This is a genomic window from Streptomyces sp. NPDC104313 (assembly GCF_055583985.1).
Map to the genome: position 1 here is coordinate 256,409 of NZ_JBVJMW010000007.1, position 16,388 is coordinate 272,796.

Annotated in this window: 15 protein-coding genes; 14 read left to right on the forward strand and 1 reads right to left on the reverse strand. The window is 69.7% G+C overall.

Annotated elements, in window-relative coordinates:
- The first annotated feature begins 75 nt into the window (after positions 1 to 75).
- From ACZ60Q_RS19025 to ACZ60Q_RS19035, 3 genes are all read left to right on the forward strand, one after another.
- Positions 76 to 1,359, forward strand: a complete 1,284-nt coding sequence (locus tag ACZ60Q_RS19025; protein WP_469635579.1) for a geranylgeranyl reductase family protein — start codon at positions 76 to 78, stop codon at positions 1,357 to 1,359.
- Positions 1,360 to 1,893: 534 nt separating this feature from the next.
- Positions 1,894 to 2,070 (forward strand): hypothetical protein, encoded by a 177-nt coding sequence (locus ACZ60Q_RS19030; protein WP_469635582.1) that lies wholly within the window; start codon positions 1,894 to 1,896, stop codon positions 2,068 to 2,070.
- Positions 2,071 to 2,460: 390 nt separating this feature from the next.
- Positions 2,461 to 3,675, forward strand: coding sequence for a Cmx/CmrA family chloramphenicol efflux MFS transporter (locus ACZ60Q_RS19035; RefSeq protein ID WP_469635584.1), 1,215 nt, complete (start codon positions 2,461 to 2,463; stop codon positions 3,673 to 3,675).
- A 1-nt stretch (position 3,676) separates the two neighbouring features.
- Here the strand turns inward: ACZ60Q_RS19035 and ACZ60Q_RS19040 are convergent, their stop codons facing one another.
- Positions 3,677 to 4,531, reverse strand: coding sequence for a C40 family peptidase (locus ACZ60Q_RS19040; protein ID WP_469635587.1), 855 nt, complete (start codon positions 4,529 to 4,531; stop codon positions 3,677 to 3,679).
- An 871-nt stretch (positions 4,532 to 5,402) separates the two neighbouring features.
- On the opposite strand from ACZ60Q_RS19040, the gene ACZ60Q_RS19045 reads away from it, so the two are divergent.
- The 11 genes from ACZ60Q_RS19045 to nuoK are packed head-to-tail and all read left to right on the forward strand — an operon-like array spanning position 5,403 to position 16,378.
- Positions 5,403 to 5,762 (forward strand): NADH-quinone oxidoreductase subunit A, encoded by a 360-nt coding sequence (locus tag ACZ60Q_RS19045; protein WP_003967084.1) that lies wholly within the window; start codon positions 5,403 to 5,405, stop codon positions 5,760 to 5,762.
- A gap of 18 nt (positions 5,763 to 5,780) precedes the next feature.
- Positions 5,781 to 6,335, forward strand: a complete 555-nt coding sequence (locus ACZ60Q_RS19050; RefSeq protein ID WP_003967083.1) for a NuoB/complex I 20 kDa subunit family protein — start codon at positions 5,781 to 5,783, stop codon at positions 6,333 to 6,335.
- On the forward strand, positions 6,332 to 7,060 hold the full coding sequence (locus ACZ60Q_RS19055; RefSeq protein WP_469635591.1) for an NADH-quinone oxidoreductase subunit C: 729 nt from the start codon (positions 6,332 to 6,334) through the stop codon (positions 7,058 to 7,060). Before ACZ60Q_RS19050 ends, ACZ60Q_RS19055 begins: the two co-directional genes overlap by 4 nt.
- On the forward strand, positions 7,060 to 8,382 hold the full coding sequence (locus ACZ60Q_RS19060) for an NADH-quinone oxidoreductase subunit D (protein ID WP_469635594.1): 1,323 nt from the start codon (positions 7,060 to 7,062) through the stop codon (positions 8,380 to 8,382). Before ACZ60Q_RS19055 ends, ACZ60Q_RS19060 begins: the two co-directional genes overlap by 1 nt.
- 29 nt (positions 8,383 to 8,411) lie before the next feature.
- Entirely contained in the window at positions 8,412 to 9,230 is an 819-nt protein-coding gene (nuoE, locus tag ACZ60Q_RS19065; protein ID WP_469635597.1) for an NADH-quinone oxidoreductase subunit NuoE, read from the forward strand.
- Positions 9,227 to 10,606 (forward strand): NADH-quinone oxidoreductase subunit NuoF, encoded by a 1,380-nt coding sequence (gene nuoF / locus ACZ60Q_RS19070; protein WP_469635599.1) that lies wholly within the window; start codon positions 9,227 to 9,229, stop codon positions 10,604 to 10,606. The genes nuoE and nuoF overlap by 4 nt, the downstream gene beginning before the upstream one ends.
- On the forward strand, positions 10,603 to 13,113 hold the full coding sequence (locus tag ACZ60Q_RS19075) for an NADH-quinone oxidoreductase subunit G (protein WP_469635602.1): 2,511 nt from the start codon (positions 10,603 to 10,605) through the stop codon (positions 13,111 to 13,113). Before nuoF ends, ACZ60Q_RS19075 begins: the two co-directional genes overlap by 4 nt.
- Complete coding sequence (nuoH, locus tag ACZ60Q_RS19080; RefSeq protein WP_469635604.1) at positions 13,110 to 14,513, forward strand: NADH-quinone oxidoreductase subunit NuoH; 1,404 nt, start codon at positions 13,110 to 13,112, stop codon at positions 14,511 to 14,513. The genes ACZ60Q_RS19075 and nuoH overlap by 4 nt, the downstream gene beginning before the upstream one ends.
- Positions 14,506 to 15,219 (forward strand): NADH-quinone oxidoreductase subunit NuoI, encoded by a 714-nt coding sequence (gene nuoI / locus ACZ60Q_RS19085; protein WP_469635607.1) that lies wholly within the window; start codon positions 14,506 to 14,508, stop codon positions 15,217 to 15,219. The genes nuoH and nuoI overlap by 8 nt, the downstream gene beginning before the upstream one ends.
- Entirely contained in the window at positions 15,216 to 16,082 is an 867-nt protein-coding gene (locus ACZ60Q_RS19090) for an NADH-quinone oxidoreductase subunit J (protein WP_469635610.1), read from the forward strand. The genes nuoI and ACZ60Q_RS19090 overlap by 4 nt, the downstream gene beginning before the upstream one ends.
- Positions 16,079 to 16,378 carry an NADH-quinone oxidoreductase subunit NuoK gene (gene nuoK / locus ACZ60Q_RS19095; protein ID WP_003967074.1) on the forward strand — a complete coding sequence of 100 codons (300 nt, stop codon included), beginning with the start codon at positions 16,079 to 16,081 and terminating at the stop codon, positions 16,376 to 16,378. Before ACZ60Q_RS19090 ends, nuoK begins: the two co-directional genes overlap by 4 nt.
- Positions 16,379 to 16,388: the final 10 nt, after the last annotated feature.

Below are 16,388 nucleotides of genomic sequence, written 5' to 3' on the forward strand. Positions count from 1 at the left end.
GTTCGCAGGCCCCCATAGACTGCACGGGACATGTGCCGCGCGGCACGCGAATTCGAGTCTTCGGGAGATCCGACCGTGACCGAGCCCCTCTCCGAGCACAGCGCGGACGTGATCGTCGTCGGAGCGGGCCCAGCCGGCTCCACGACCGCCTACTACCTCGCCAAGGCCGGACTCGACGTCCTGCTTTTGGAGAAGACCGCCTTCCCCCGGGAGAAGGTCTGCGGCGACGGCCTCACACCCCGCGCCACGAAACAGCTCGTCTCCATGGGGATCGACATCTCCGAGGAGGCGGGCTGGCTGCGCAACAAGGGCCTGCGCATCATCGGCGGCGGCGTACGGCTCCAGCTGGACTGGCCGGATCTCGCCTCCTACCCGGACTACGGACTGGTCCGCAAGCGCGACGATTTCGACGAGCAGCTGGCCCGCCAGGCGCAGAAGGCCGGCGCCCGGCTGTACGAGCGCTGCAACGTGGGCGCGCCCATCAGGGACGAGCGCACCGGCCGCATCACCGGCGTCGAGGCGAGGATCGGCGAGGAGAAGACCCCGATCACCTTCCACGCCCCGCTCGTCGTCGCCGCCGACGGCAACTCCACCCGGCTCTCCCTGGCGATGGGCCTGCACCGCCGCGAGGACCGGCCCATGGGCGTCGCCGTGCGGACCTACTTCACCTCGCCCCGCCACGACGACGACTACCTGGAGTCCTGGCTGGAGCTGTGGGACAAGCGCGGGGCCGAGGACCGTCTGCTGCCCGGCTACGGCTGGATCTTCGGCATGGGCGACGGCACCTCCAACGTGGGCCTCGGCATCCTCAACTCCTCCTCCGCCTTCAAGGAGCTGGACTGGCGCGAGGTCCTCAAGGCCTGGTGCGCCTCGATGCCGGAGGACTGGGGCTACACCCCGGACAACATGACGATGCCGATCCGGGGCGCGGCCCTCCCCATGGCATTCAACCGCCAGCCGCACTACACCAAGGGCCTGCTCCTCGTCGGCGACGCGGGCGGCATGGTCAACCCGTTCAACGGCGAAGGCATCGCGTACGCGATGGAGTCGGGCCAGATCGCGGCCGACGTCATCGTCCAGGCCCACGCCCGCGCCACCCCCGCCCAGCGCGAACTGGCCCTGAACAACTACCCGAAGGTGCTCAAGGAGACCTACGGCGGCTATTACACGATGGGCCGCGCCTTCGTGAAGCTGATCGGCAACCCGAAGATCATGAAGATCGCCACCCAGCGCGGCCTGACCCACCCGCTGCTGATGAAGTTCACCCTGAAGATGCTGGCCAACCTGACCGACCCGCAGGGCGGCGACGCGATGGACCGCATCATCAACGGCCTGTCGAAGGTGGCCCCGAAGGCCTGAGGCCGACCGGGACGGGCCCGGTGCGGTCGAGCGGCTCCGCTCCGCCCACCGCACCGCCGGGCCCATGCCCGGGCCCCGCGAGGAACAGCGCCCCGAGCCCGAGCTCCGTCGTCAAGAGGCCCGGCCGTCTGCGAGACATACGGTGCGGAAACAGACGTAGTGGGCCCGTCGCCGGGTGAGGACCAGCGGCTGACCACGCACTTTCGCGTCATCCTGTGACGTCCCCGGATCCCGGGGTCGTGCCCTGACGATCCGGGGGTCGTGCTCTGACGATCCCGGGGCGTCCCCTGACACTCCCGGATCCCGGCGCTCCGCCTCACGCCGGGAGTTAATCCTCAACTCACCGGGTGATCGTGTGCGATGATTTGCGCACCCCTCGGTCGTCGGCAGTCCGGACCGGCCGGTGCCCGCCCCGCCCGTAGCGGCGGCACGCGCTGCGCACCACTCTTCTTGACGCACGCTCACACCGAACGCAGGCCAGCGGGGTACGGAACAAGCCGATACAGCGCTGCTCGACCCCAAGGACAGACAGCCATGACCACCACCTCCCTGCCCCAGCACCAGGACCTCTTCCTGGAGCCCCGCTTCGCCGTGGACCCGACCGCGACGGACGACGACGAGGACTTCGACGCCCCGTACGACGCGCCGCCCGCGCCCACCACCTCGGCCAGGGAGCCGGAGCGGACCAACCGCCGCCCCCGCCGCCGCTGATCCGGACGGCGGCCTCCGGCCCGGAAAACCGCTGGAGGTCCCGCCGCCCGGCCGGTAACCTCTTCTCCATGGCCAGCCCCGAGTCCGACAGACTCCGGCCACCGGTGCGCCGGTGGCCGTGTTCGTGCTGAGCGTCGCCGGCTGACCCACGGGTCACCGGCCCCCTTCATCACGGTTCCACGCCCCTGGCTCACCGCGGGTACGGGCCGTTCCCCCTCGCGTACGCGCTGAAGCACCGCCGTACGCGGGGTTCGTGCCACCGGCGATCATCGCCCCGGGCACTTCTCCGCGCCGCTCCGCCGGACCACCGGCGGACGTCCGCGCGGCCCGTATCCCCGCACTCCGGTCTGTCTGTCCACCCGACGGTTCCGTCCAAGGGGCTACTCACCCATGCCATTCGCCGTCTACGTCCTCGGGCTCGCGGTCTTCGCCCAGGGCACCTCCGAGTTCATGCTGTCCGGGCTCGTCTCCGGCATCGCCGCCGACCTCGACGTCTCCCTCTCCGCCGCCGGCCTCCTCACCTCCGCCTTCGCCATCGGGATGGTCGTCGGCGCTCCCCTGATGGCGCTCTCCAGCCGCACCTGGCCGCGCCGCCGCGCCCTGCTCCTCTTCCTCGCGGTGTTCATCGCCGTCCATGTCGTCGGCGCTCTCACCCCGAGTTACGAGGTACTCCTCGCGACCCGCTTCGTCGGGGCCCTCGCCAACGCGGGCTTCTGGGCGGTCGCGCTGACCACGGCCATCGCGATGGTCCCGGACCGGTTGAAGGGCCGGGCCACCGCCGTGGTGGTCGGCGGGGTGACGGTCGCCTGCGTGGTGGGCGTACCGGCCGGTGCGGTGCTGGGGGACCGGTGGGGGTGGCGGTCGGCCTTCTGGGCGGTCGCGGTCGTCTCGCTGCCCGCCGTCCTCGCGGTCCTGCGCTCCATCCCGGGCGGCCGGGGTACGGACACGGACGCCGCTCCCGTACCCGTACCCGTACGGGACGAACTGCGTGCGCTGACCGGCCCCCGGCTGCGGCCGGTCCTGCTCACGATGGCCCTGGTGCAGGGGGCGACCTTCTGCGCGTTCTCCTACCTGGAGCCTCTCCTCACCCGGGAGACGGGCCTCGGCGCGGGGTGGGTGCCGGTGACCCTGGCACTGTTCGGGGCGGGCGCGTTCGCCGGGGTCACGGTGGCGGGCCGTCTCGCCGACGCCCGCCCGGTCGCCGTCGTCGCCACGGGCATGGCCGCTCTCACCCTCGGGTGGGCGGCACTCGCCCTGACAGCGGGCCGCCCGGTGCTCACCCTGGTGCTGATCCCGCTCCTCGGCATGCTCGCCTTCGGTACGGGCACCGCTCTGATCACCCGGGTCCTCGGCCTCGCCTCCGGGGCCCCGACACTGGCCGGCGCCTTCTCGACGACCGCGTTCAACCTGGGGGCGGCAGTGGGCCCGTGGGCGGGCGGCCTGGCCCTGGACGCCGGGTTCGGCTACCGGGCTCCGGTCTGGGTGAGCGCCCTGCTGATGGTCCTGGCCCTGCTCGTCGCCGCGACAACGGCGAAGAGCCGCCGCCCCCGAGCGGGGGAGCGGCGGCCCTCAGCCGTGCACCGGAGCGCCGAAGGGCGCTTGTGAATCAGAGAACGCGGACCGCGCCGGTCGGCCGGTCGTAGTCCATGGAGCGCTGCACCGTGCCGGTCTTGGAGTTCTGCGCACCGACGAACTCGCCGCCGCCGATGTAGATCGCGACGTGGTAAGCGCTGCCCGCGTTGCCCCAGTAGAGGATGTCGCCGGCCTGGAGGTTGTTCAGGGAGACCTGGGTGCCGAAGGTCGACTGGGACTGCGAGACGCGCGGCAGGTCGATGCCCGCCGTGCGGTACGCGGCCTGAACCAGGCTGGAGCAGTCCCAGGAGTTGGGGCCGGTGCTGCCGAGCGAGTACGCGTCGCCGACCTGGGACTTGGCGAACGCCACGATGGAGGCGGCGGAACCGCTCACGTTCGAGGAGGAGGGGGCGGAGGCGGAGCTGCCCGAGGAGTTCGAGGAGCCCGACGCGCCGGAGGAGGCGCTGAGCGTCGTGCGCTCGGAGGTCCGGGAGGCGCGCTCGGCGCGCTCCTCGGCCTCCGCCTCGGCCTTGGCCTTCGCGGCGGCTTCGGCCTTCTTCTTGGCCTCGGCCTTGCGGACGGCCTCGGCGTGGGCCTTCTTGGCCGTCTTCGCGGCCTGCTCGGCCGCGGCGTCCTCGTCGGCCTGCGTCTCCAGGTCGAGGGCGACCTGCTGGGTGGCCTGAGCGGAGGCGGCCACAGCGGTGGAGAAGCCGGACGTGATCGTGGGCATCTCGATCGTCTGGGTCACCGGCTCGGCCTGGGCCGGGCCGGCGGCACCCGCGACCGCGATGGTGCTGAGGACGCCACCGGCAACTCCGGCTCGCAGTGCCGACTTCGAGGCGCGCTGACGGGGCTTCCGGTGGCTGGGTATGTGAGCGGTGTGGGACATAGGTACTAGCGCTATCAGGGCTGTAGGGGTCCCATCAAGAAACGTGTGTTGCGACACAGTTACGTTCGGAATCTGTGAATCCGCTTTCCGGGCGCCTTTATTGACGCCGTAACGGGCAAATCGGGCGGACCTTATCGGGCCTGTGATCACTGTCTTTCGGCAATACGCCCGAATTGCCCGTCGCTTACCATCCGTTTACACCGATGGCCAAGCCCGGCAGTCCGGGGTCCGGGGTCGAGTGGCGCAGGTCACAGTGTGGGTCTGTCGGGACGGGTAACCCTCGCGGCCGTGATCCGCGTGGGCGCCCGCGGCGGTCCATGATCGCCCGCGATCGCCCGCGCGGGGCGGAAGCGACGGCTCCGCTCGCTTGCCGGGCCGGCGTGGGGGTGGCCTCCGGATGCTCGATCCGGAAGTTCGTGAATGCGTGCACATGTCCGCATCGGCCCCCGCGGCCCCCCTGTGCGGGGTGGCGGCCGATCCCGGTCGGCGCCCCTGTGTGGGTGACCGACGATCCCGGTCGGCGCCCTTATCACCCCGAGGCGCCCCCTTGCCAATTTGCTTGTAAGGGCCGTCGATTGATAGCGCGGCGCGCCTTTGACCAGCGGTGACACCTTGAAATGTCACGTCTCGTGATCACTCGGCCGCTTCGCGTACGAAGATCACCGCTCATACGACTTCATGATCCTTCGTCAGGTGGTGGAGATCACAAAGCTGTTGTCGTACCCCGTGTCACAGATCACAGGGGGTCGGGCATAGGATGCGGGGCAGTCGGGCTTGTGAACTGCCTCACATGTACACGATCTTGGTGAGGCGGGGAGCCGGTCGCCCGATGCGGTCCACAGGTCAAGGACGACTGGAAGGAGCGAGGAGCGTGAATGCCTACGCGCCCATCCTCGTGCTCGGCGCCCTCGGGGCAGGGTTTGCGATCTTCTCCGTGGTCATGGCCACGCTTATCGGCCCCAAGCGGTACAACCGGGCAAAGCTCGAAGCGTACGAGTGCGGTATCGAACCCACCCCGACTCCCGCCGGAGGCGGCCGCTTCCCGATCAAGTACTACCTGACGGCGATGCTTTTCATCGTCTTCGACATCGAGATCGTCTTCCTCTATCCCTGGGCGGTCTCCTTCGACGCCCTGGGGATCTTCGGGCTCGTGGAGATGCTGCTCTTCGTGCTCACCGTCTTCGTCGCCTATGCGTATGTATGGCGTCGCGGCGGCCTGGAATGGGACTGAGGGGCTGAGGGGCACACCATGGGACTCGAAGAGAAACTGCCGAGCGGCTTCGTTCTGACCACGGTCGAGCAGGCCGCGGGCTGGGTGCGGAAGTCATCCGTCTTCCCGGCCACGTTCGGACTGGCCTGCTGCGCCATCGAGATGATGACGACCGGCGCCGGCCGCTACGACCTGGCCCGGTTCGGGATGGAGGTCTTCCGCGGATCGCCGCGGCAGGCGGACCTGATGATCGTCGCGGGGCGGGTGAGCCAGAAGATGGCGCCCGTCCTGCGGCAGGTCTACGACCAGATGCCGAATCCCAAGTGGGTCATTTCCATGGGGGTTTGCGCTTCATCGGGTGGAATGTTCAACAATTACGCCATTGTGCAGGGTGTTGATCACATTGTCCCGGTCGATATCTATCTGCCGGGTTGTCCGCCTCGCCCCGAGATGCTGCTGGACGCCATCCTCAAGCTCCACCAGAAGATCCAGACCTCCAAGCTCGGGGTCAACGCGGAGGAGGCCGCCCGCGAGGCGGAGGAAGCGGCCCTCAAGGCACTGCCCCTGATCGAGATGAAGGGGCTGCTGCGGTGACCGGGAACTCCGACGCGAACGGCGGGCAGAACGGCGACGCCGTACCCGCCCCGCGCGACACCGGCGGCGAGGTCATCCGCGTCCGCAAGGGCATGTTCGGCGCGAACAACGGCGGCGACACCTCCGGCTACGGGGGCCTCGTCCGCACCGTCACCCTGCCGGGAGCCGCCTCCCGGCCGTACGGCGGCTGGTTCGACGAGGTGGCCGACGAGCTCGAAGGGGCCCTGGAGGAACAGGACCTGCTCCCCTCCAACGCCATCGAGAAGACGGTCGTCGACCGCGACGAGCTGACCTTCCACCTCGCCCGCGAGCACCTGGTCCAGGTCGCCCGCACCCTGCGTGACGACCCCGCCCTGCGCTTCGAACTCTGTACGGGCGTGAGCGGCGTCCACTTGCCGGGCGACAAGGGCCGCGAACTGCACGCCGTCTACCACCTGCGCTCCCTCACCCACGGCCGGCTGATCCGGCTGGAGGTGTCCGCCCCGGACAGCGACCCGCACATCCCGTCGCTCGTCGAGATCTACCCGACCAACGACTGGCACGAGCGCGAGGCGTACGACTTCTTCGGGCTCGTCTTCGACGGCCACCCGGCCCTGACCCGGATCATGATGCCGGACGACTGGCAGGGCTTCCCACAGCGCAAGGACTACCCGCTCGGCGGCATCGCCGTCGAGTACAAGGGCGCCCAGATCCCGGCTCCGGACCAGCGGAGGTCGTACTCCTGATGACCACTCCCCACGCAACGCCCCGTGCCACGACCGAGGGGACTGTGTACACAGTCACCGGCGGCGACTGGGACGAGGTCGTCGAATCCGCGGTGAAGTCCGACGACGAGCGCATCATCGTCAACATGGGCCCCCAGCACCCTTCCACGCACGGGGTGCTGCGCCTCATCCTGGAGATCGACGGCGAGACCGTCACCGAGGCCCGCTGCGGCATCGGCTACCTCCACACCGGCATCGAGAAGAACCTCGAATTCCGCAACTGGACACAGGGCACCACCTTCGTCACGCGGATGGACTACCTGACGCCGTTCTTCAACGAGACGGCCTACTGCCTGGGCGTCGAGAAGCTCCTCGGCATCGAGGACCAGATCCCCGACCGGGCCACCGTCCTGCGCGTGCTGCTGATGGAGCTCAACCGGCTCTCCTCGCACCTGGTGTGCATCGCCACCGGAGGCATGGAGCTCGGCGCGACCACGATCATGATCTACGGCTTCCGCGATCGTGAACTGGTTCTCGACCTCTTCGAGCTCTTCACCGGCCTGCGGATGAACCACGCGTTCGTCCGCCCCGGCGGCCTCGCCCAGGATCTGCCCCCCGGCGCGGTCGACCGGCTGCGCGAGTTCATCAAGACCATGAAGAAGAACCTGCCGGAGTACGACAAGCTCGCCACCGGCAACCCGATCTTCAAGGCCCGTATGCAGGACGTCGGCTACCTCGACCTCACCGGCTGCATGGCGCTCGGCGCCACCGGCCCGGTGCTGCGCTCCGCCGGACTCCCGCACGACCTGCGCAAGAGCGACCCGTACTGCGGCTACGAGACCTACGACTTCGAGGTCCCGACCGTCGACACCTGCGACTCCTACGGACGCTTCCTCATCCGCCTGGAGGAGATGCGCCAGTCGCTGCGCATCATCGAGCAGTGCATCGACCGCCTGGAGCCGGGGCCGGTCATGGTCGCCGACAAGAAGATCGCCTGGCCCGCCCAGCTCGCCCTCGGCCCGGACGGACTCGGCAACTCGCTCGACCACATCCGGAACATCATGGGCACCTCCATGGAAGCCCTGATCCACCACTTCAAGCTGGTGACCGAGGGCTTCAGGGTCCCGGCCGGTCAGGTGTACACCGCCGTCGAGTCCCCCAAGGGCGAACTCGGCGTGCACGTCGTCTCCGACGGCGGCACCCGCCCCTACCGGGTCCACTTCCGTGACCCGTCCTTCACCAACCTGCAGGCCATGGCGGCGATGTGCGAAGGCGGCCAGGTCGCCGACGTCATCGTCGCCGTCGCGTCCATCGACCCCGTGATGGGAGGCGTCGACCGGTGACCACATCACGCCAAGACGTCAGTCTGGGGATGCCGCAGCTCCCCGCCACCCCCTACCCGGCCGAGGTGCGCGCCCGGCTCGACGCGGACGCGAAGGAGGTGCTCGCCCGCTACCCCGGCAGCCGCTCCGCCCTGCTGCCGCTGCTGCACCTCGTGCAGTCCGAGGAGGGATACGTCTCCCGTACGGGGATGGCCTTCTGCGCCGAGACGCTCGACCTCACCACCGCCGAGGTCACCGCCGTCGCCACCTTCTACTCCATGTACCGACGCAGGCCGGGCGGCGACTACCAGGTCGGCGTCTGCACCAACACCCTGTGCGCGGTCATGGGCGGCGACGCCATCTTCGACACGCTCAAGGAGCACCTCGGCGTCGGCAACAACGAGACCACCGAGGACGGCAAGGTCACCCTCGAACACATCGAGTGCAACGCCGCCTGCGACTTCGCGCCCGTCGTGATGGTCAACTGGGAGTTCTTCGACAACCAGACGCCCCGGAGCGCCACCCAGCTCGTCGACGACCTGATCGCCGGCCGGACCGTCGAGCCCACCCGAGGCGCTCCGATCTGCTCGTACAAGGAGACGGCCCGCATCCTGGCCGGCTTCCCCGACGAGCGCCCCGGCGCCGTCGAGGCGACCGGCGGCGCGGGCCCCGCCTCGCTCGTCGGGCTGAAGCTCGCCAAGGGCGAGGCGCTCCCGCAGGCGCGCGTGGTCTCCCCGCGCGCCGGACAGCCCCAGGACGCGGGGCCGCACGACGCACAGAGTCCCTCCGGGACACCGACTATCTCGCCGCAGACCTCGGCCTCCGACCCGGAGCACCCGGCCGGGCCGAAAGCCGAGGAGGGGGAGTGATGACCTTGGCCGCCGAGATCGACCACAACGGGACGAGCCCCGAGAAGCTGCTCGCACCTGTCCTCTCCGCCTTCTGGGACCAGCCCGACTCCTGGACCCTGGACACCTACCACCGCCACGAGGGCTACGAAGGGCTGCGCAAGGCACTCGCCATGGCGCCCGACGACCTCATCGCGTACGTCAAGGACTCCGGTCTGCGCGGACGCGGCGGCGCGGGCTTCCCCACCGGGATGAAGTGGCAGTTCATCCCGCAGGGGGACGGCAAACCGCACTATCTGGTGGTCAACGCCGACGAGTCGGAGCCGGGGACCTGCAAGGACATCCCGCTCCTCTTCGCGAACCCGCACAGCCTCATCGAGGGCATTGTGATCGCCTGTTACGCGATCCGTTCGTCGCACGCGTTCATCTACCTGCGCGGTGAGGTCGTCCCCGTGCTGCGACGACTGCACGAGGCCGTACGAGAGGCGTACGAGGCGGGTTATCTGGGGACGAACATCCTGGGTTCAGGACTCGATCTGGAACTCACGGTGCACGCGGGTGCCGGCGCGTACATCTGTGGTGAGGAAACCGCGCTGCTCGACTCTCTCGAAGGACGGCGTGGCCAGCCCCGGCTGCGTCCCCCCTTCCCCGCGGTCGCCGGTCTGTACGCCTGCCCCACTGTGGTGAACAACGTCGAGTCCATCGCCTCGGTTCCCGCGATCCTGAACAAGGGCAAGGACTGGTTCAAGTCGATGGGCAGCGAGAAGTCCCCGGGCTTCACCCTGTACTCGCTCAGCGGCCATGTCACCAGCCCCGGTCAGTACGAGGCCCCGCTCGGCATCACGCTGCGCCAGCTCCTCGACATGAGCGGCGGCATCCGGGCCGGTCACCGCCTCAAGTTCTGGACCCCGGGCGGCTCCTCCACCCCGATGTTCACCGAGGAGCACCTGGACGTCCCCCTCGACTACGAGGGCGTCGGCGCCGCCGGGTCCATGCTCGGCACCAAGGCGCTCCAATGCTTCGACGAGACGACCTGCGTCGTGCGGGCCGTCACCCGCTGGACCGAGTTCTACGCCCACGAGTCCTGCGGCAAGTGCACACCCTGCCGCGAAGGCACCTACTGGCTGGTCCAGTTGCTCCGCGACATCGAGGCCGGCAAGGGCGAGATGGCCGACCTCGACAAGCTCAACGACATCGCCGACAACATCAACGGCAAGTCGTTCTGCGCGCTCGGCGACGGCGCCGCCTCGCCGATCTTCTCCTCGCTCGCGTACTTCCGCGAGGAGTACGAGCAGCACATCACGGGCAAGGGCTGCCCCTTCGATCCCGCCCGGTCCACGGTCTGGGCCGACGACAACACCGACGGCAAGAACGCTCACCGGGGGGTGAACGCATGACAGTCACCACGAGTGCGCCCTCCGGGGGCGGCGAGGCGGCCATCCCGCCCGAGGACCTGGTCACGCTGACCATCGACGGCATCGAGATCAGCGTCCCCAAGGGGACCCTGGTCATCCGCGCCGCCGAGCTCCTCGGCATCGAGATCCCACGCTTCTGCGACCACCCGCTCCTCGACCCCGTCGGCGCCTGCCGTCAGTGCATCGTCGAGGTCGAGGGCCAGCGCAAGCCGATGGCCTCCTGCACCATCACCTGCACCGACGGCATGGTCGTCAAGTCGCAGATCACCTCTCCTGCCGCCGAGAAGGCGCAGAAGGGCGTGATGGAGCTGCTGCTGATCAACCACCCGCTGGACTGCCCCGTCTGCGACAAGGGCGGCGAGTGCCCGCTCCAGAACCAGGCGATGTCGCACGGCGGCGCGGACTCCCGCTTCGACGGCAAGAAGCGGACCTTCGAGAAGCCCGTCCCGATCTCCACCCAGGTGCTGCTGGACCGCGAGCGATGCGTGCTCTGCGCGCGCTGCACCCGGTTCTCCAACCAGGTGGCGGGCGACCCGATGATCGAGCTGCTCGAGCGCGGCGCCCTCCAGCAGGTCGGCACCGGTGAGGGCGACCCCTTCGCGTCGTACTTCTCCGGCAACACCATCCAGATCTGCCCGGTCGGCGCGCTGACCTCGGCGGCGTACCGATTCCGCTCCCGCCCCTTCGACCTGGTCTCCACGCCCTCGGTGTGCGAGCAGTGCTCGGGCGGCTGCTCGACCCGGACCGACCACCGGCGCGGCAAGGTCATGCGCCGCCTCGCGGCCAACGAGCCCGAGGTCAACGAGGAGTGGATCTGCGACAAGGGGCGGTTCGGCTTCCGCTACGCCCAGCAGCGCGACCGGCTCACCACCCCGCTGGTCCGCAACGCCGAAGGCGTCCTGGAGCCGGCGAGCTGGCCCGAGGCGCTGGAAGCCGCGGCGGCCGGTCTCCTCGCCGCCCGCGGCCGTACCGGCGTCCTGACCGGCGGCCGGCTGACCGTCGAGGACGCCTACGCCTACAGCAAGTTCGCCCGGGTCGCCCTCGGCACCAACGACGTCGACTTCCGCTCCCGGGTCCACAGCGCCGAGGAGGCCGACTTCCTGGCCGCCCGGGTCGCCGGACGCGGCCGGGACCTGGACGGCGAGGGGGTCACGTACACCTCGCTGGAGAAGGCCCCAACGGTCCTGCTCGTCGGGTTCGAGTCAGAGGAGGAGGCGCCCGGCGTCTTTCTGCGGCTGCGCAAGGCCCACCGCAGGAGCGGCCAGAAGACCTTCGCGCTCGCCTCGCACGCCACCCGGGGCCTGCTGAAGGCGGGCGGCACCCTGCTGCCCGCCGCTCCCGGCACCGAGACCGAGTGGCTGGACGCGATCGCGGGCGGCGTCGGCCTGGAGACGGAAGGGGCCGCCGCCGCCGAGGCGCTCCGCGCGGAGCACTCCCTGATCATCGTCGGTGAGCGGCTCGCCGGCGTGCCCGGCGCACTGTCCGCCGCCGTCCGCACCGCCACCGCCACCGGCGCACGCCTGGTGTGGATCCCGCGCAGGGCCGGCGACCGGGGCGCGGTGGAAGCGGGCGCGCTCCCCACCCTGCTGCCCGGCGGCCGCCCGGCCACCGACCCGCGGGCCCGCGAGGAGGTCGCGGAGCTGTGGCGGGTGGCCGAACTGCCCACCCGACACGGCCGCGACACCGGCCAGATCGTCGAGGCCGCGGCCACCGGCGAGCTGGGCGCGCTGCTCGTCGCCGGGGTCGGCGTCGAGGACCTGCCCGACCCGAACCGCGCCATCCAGGCGCTGAACGAGGTCGGCTTCCTGGTCTCGCTGGAACTGCGGCCGAGCGCGGTCTCCGCCCGGGCGGACGTGGTCTTCCCGGTCGCCGCCGTCGCGGAGAAGTCCGGCACCTTCCTCAACTGGGAGGGCCGGGTCCGGATGTTCCAGGCGGCGCTGAAGCCGGAACAGATGCCCCGGACACTGGCGCCGACGGACTCCCGGGTGCTGCACATGCTGGCCGACGCCATGGACGTGCACTTCGCCCTGCCGGACCTGACCGCCGCCCGCCGCGAGCTGGACCGGCTCGGCGGCTGGGAGGGTTCCCACGCGCAGGACCCGCGCGAGAGCGCGCAGCCGCTGCCCCGCCCCGGCGACGGCGAGGCGGTCCTCGCGGGCCACCGGATGCTGCTCGACCTCGGCCGGCTCCAGGACGGCGACACCGCGCTCGCCGGGACCCGGCACGCGGCCGTCGCCCGGCTCTCGGCCGTCACCGCCGCCGAGTCCGGCGTCAAGGACGGCGACCTGCTCGCCGTCTCCGGCCCCGCGGGCACCGTCGAACTGCCCCTCGCGGTCACCGACATGCCGGACCGGGTGGTCTGGGTGCCGCTGAACTCGGTGGGGCGCGGCATCCCCGCCGACACCGGAGCGAACCCCGGCGGTCTGGTGCGGATCGGCCCCGCCGCCGCACCGGGTGCTCCCGTCGAACCATCGGAGGTACGAGCGTGACTGGCCTCGCCGCACTCACGACGGCGCCCGAGGGCGTCGTCCTCGCAGCCGAGGATCTCTCGATGTTCGGCTCCGACCCCTGGTGGCTCGTCGTCATCAAGGCGGTCTTCTGCTTCGCGTTCCTCATGGTGACCGTGCTGTTCTCCATCGTGTGGGAACGCAAGGTCGTCGCCTGGATGCAGCTGCGTATCGGCCCCAACCGCCACGGCCCCTGGGGCATGCTCCAGTCGCTCGCCGACGGCATGAAGCTCATGCTGAAGGAAGACGTCGTCGTCAAGCGGGCCGACAAGGTCGTCTACATCCTGGCGCCGATCATCGCGGCGATCCCGGCGTTCATGGCGATCGCGGTCATCCCGTTCGGCCCCGCCGACAACCAGGTGTCGATCTTCGGGCACCGCACGGCGATGCAGCTGACCGACCTCCCGATCGCGATGCTCTACATCCTCGCGGTCGCCTCGGTCGGCATCTACGGCCTCGTGCTGGCGGGCTGGTCCTCCGGATCGACGTACCCGCTGCTCGGCGGTCTGCGCTCCGCCGCCCAGATGATCAGCTATGAGATCGCGATGGGCGCCGCGTTCGCCTCGGTGTTCCTCTACTCCGGGTCGATGTCGACGTCGGCGATCGTGGAGGCGCAGGCGGACCGGTGGTTCGTCATCCTGCTGCCGGTCTCCTTCATCATCTACATCATCACGATGGTCGGTGAGACCAACCGGGCGCCGTTCGACATGCCGGAGTCCGAGGGCGATCTCGTCGGCGGGTTCAACACCGAGTACTCCTCGATCAAGTTCGCGATGTTCATGCTCGCCGAGTACGTCAACATGGTCACCGTCTCCGCGGTCTCCGTGACCCTCTTCCTGGGCGGCTGGCGGGCTCCGTACCCGATCAGCACCTTCTGGGAGGGCGCGAACCAGGGCTGGTGGCCGATGCTCTGGTTCGTCCTCAAGGTCCAGCTGCTGCTGTTCTTCTTCATCTGGCTGCGCGGCACCCTGCCCCGGGTCCGCTACGACCAGCTGATGAAGCTCGGCTGGAAGGTCCTCATCCCGGTCTCGGTGGTCTGGCTGATGCTCGTCGCCACCGTCCGTGCCCTGCGCAACGAGGGCTACGACTTCTCCCGGATCGTGCTGTACGTCGGGGCGGCCGTGATCGCGATCCTGTTGATCTCGTTCGTCGTCGACATGTTCCGCGACCGCAGGAACCGGGCCGAGGAGGAAGCGGCCGGACCGGAGCCCGCCTTCGACCCGATGGCGGGCGGGTTCCCGGTGCCTCCGCTGCCCGGACAGACCCTGCCGCCGGTGCCCAGGCGCACACCACGACGGGAGCGGGAGCTCGTTGTCAGTGGTGGACCGGATACTCAGAGTGACGGAAACGCGAGTGACGGAAAGGAGGCCGGCGGTGTCTGAGAAACCAGAACTCCCGGGCTCATCGGGATCCGCCGGGTCCTCGGGCCGGGCGGGGGAGTCGGGGGACAAGTTCCAGAACCCCGTGGCCGGCTTCGGCGTGACCTTCAAGGCCATGTTCAAGAAGCGGCTCACCGAGCAGTATCCGGAGACGCCGAAGGTGACGGCGCCCCGCTTCCACGGCCGCCACCAGCTCAACCGTCACCCGGACGGCCTGGAGAAGTGCGTCGGCTGCGAGCTGTGCGCCTGGGCCTGTCCGGCGGACGCGATCTACGTGGAGGGCGCGGACAACACCGAGGAGGAGCGCTACTCCCCGGGAGAGCGCTACGGCCGCGTCTACCAGATCAACTACGCGCGCTGCATCCTGTGCGGACTGTGCATCGAGGCCTGCCCCACCCGGGCGCTGACGATGACGAACGAGTTCGAGCTCGCCAACACCACCCGCGAGAGCCTCATCTACACCAAGGAAGAGCTGCTCGCGGGCCTGGAGGAAGGCATGGTCGACAGCCCGCACGCGATCTTCCCCGGCATGGACGAGCAGGACTACTACCGGGGAGTGGTCACCGAGGCGGCGTCCGGCACGGTCCGTCAGACGGCCGTGTCCAAGGGCGAGGGCGACAAGCCCGACGAGCCCAACGAGCCCGACGAGGACCCCATCGAGTCCACGCGGGCCGCCGACGCCCGGCAGGACAAGGGGGTGGGGGCGTGAACGCGCTGGCCGCAGCCACCACCACCTCGACCGGTGAGGCCGTCCAGTTCTGGATCCTGGGCACCGTCGCCGTGATCGGCGCGCTCTCCACGGTCCTGCTGAAGAGGGCCGTGCACAGCGCGCTCTCGCTGGCCGGCACCATGATCGTCCTGGCGGTGTTCTACCTCGCCAACGGGGCGTACTTCCTCGGCATCGTCCAGATCGTCGTCTACACCGGCGCGATCATGATGCTGTTCCTCTTCGTCGTCATGCTCGTCGGTGTCACCGCCGCCGACTCCCTCAAGGAGACCATCAAGGGGCAGCGCTGGCTGGCCCTCGGCTGCTCCCTCGGATTCGGCGTCCTGCTGATCGCCGGCATCGGCAACGCCTCCCTCAGCACCTTCGAGGGGCTCGGCGCCGCCAACGCGAAGCACGGCGGCAATATCGAGGGAATCGCCAACCTCATCTTCACCAAGTACGTCTTCGCCTTCGAGATCACCGGCGCCCTGCTGATCACCGCGACCGTGGGCGCGATGGTGCTCACGCACCGCGAGCGCACCGAACGGGCCAAGACCCAGCGGGAGATGTCCGAGGACCGCGTGCGTGGCAAGCACCTCCCACCGCTCCCCGCACCCGGCGTCTACGCCCGGCACAACGCGGTGGACATCCCCGGTCTGCTCCCCGACGGCACGCCGTCCGAGCTCACCGTCATGCAGACGCTGCGCCGGCGCGGCCAGATCCGTGACGTCTCGCAGCAGTCCCTCGCCGACCTCAAGGCCCTGGAGCAGCGCTCCGGGGAGCGGCTCGGACGTGAGGACGCGGACACCGTGGCACGCGGAGCCCGTCCCACGTCCGCGGCGGAGAATTCGGAGGCCGCCAAGTGAACCCGGTCAACTACCTCTACCTCGCGGCCCTGCTGTTCGCGATCGGCGCCTCCGGGGTGCTGGTCCGGCGGAACGCGATCGTGGTGTTCATGTGCGTCGAGCTGATGCTCAACGCCTGCAATCTGGCGCTCGTCACGTTCTCCCGGATGCACGGCAACCTCGACGGGCAGATCGTCGCGTTCTTCACGATGGTCGTCGCCGCCGCGGAAGTCGTCGTCGGACTCGCGATCATCGTGTCGCTGTTCCGCTCCCGCCACTCGGCCTCGGTCGACGACGCCAGCCTGATGAAGCTGTAAGGGGTCGGAA

Coding starts and splice junctions, on each gene's coding strand:
- ACZ60Q_RS19030 (WP_469635582.1), top strand. CDS start 1,894: ATGACCACCACCTCCCTGCCCCAGCACCAGGACCTCTTCCTGGAGCCC.
- ACZ60Q_RS19035 (WP_469635584.1), top strand. CDS start 2,461: ATGCCATTCGCCGTCTACGTCCTCGGGCTCGCGGTCTTCGCCCAGGGC.
- ACZ60Q_RS19040 (WP_469635587.1), bottom strand. CDS start 4,531: ATGTCCCACACCGCTCACATACCCAGCCACCGGAAGCCCCGTCAGCGC.
- ACZ60Q_RS19050 (WP_003967083.1), top strand. CDS start 5,781: ATGGGACTCGAAGAGAAACTGCCGAGCGGCTTCGTTCTGACCACGGTC.
- ACZ60Q_RS19060 (WP_469635594.1), top strand. CDS start 7,060: ATGACCACTCCCCACGCAACGCCCCGTGCCACGACCGAGGGGACTGTG.
- nuoE (WP_469635597.1), top strand. CDS start 8,412: ATGCCGCAGCTCCCCGCCACCCCCTACCCGGCCGAGGTGCGCGCCCGG.
- ACZ60Q_RS19075 (WP_469635602.1), top strand. CDS start 10,603: ATGACAGTCACCACGAGTGCGCCCTCCGGGGGCGGCGAGGCGGCCATC.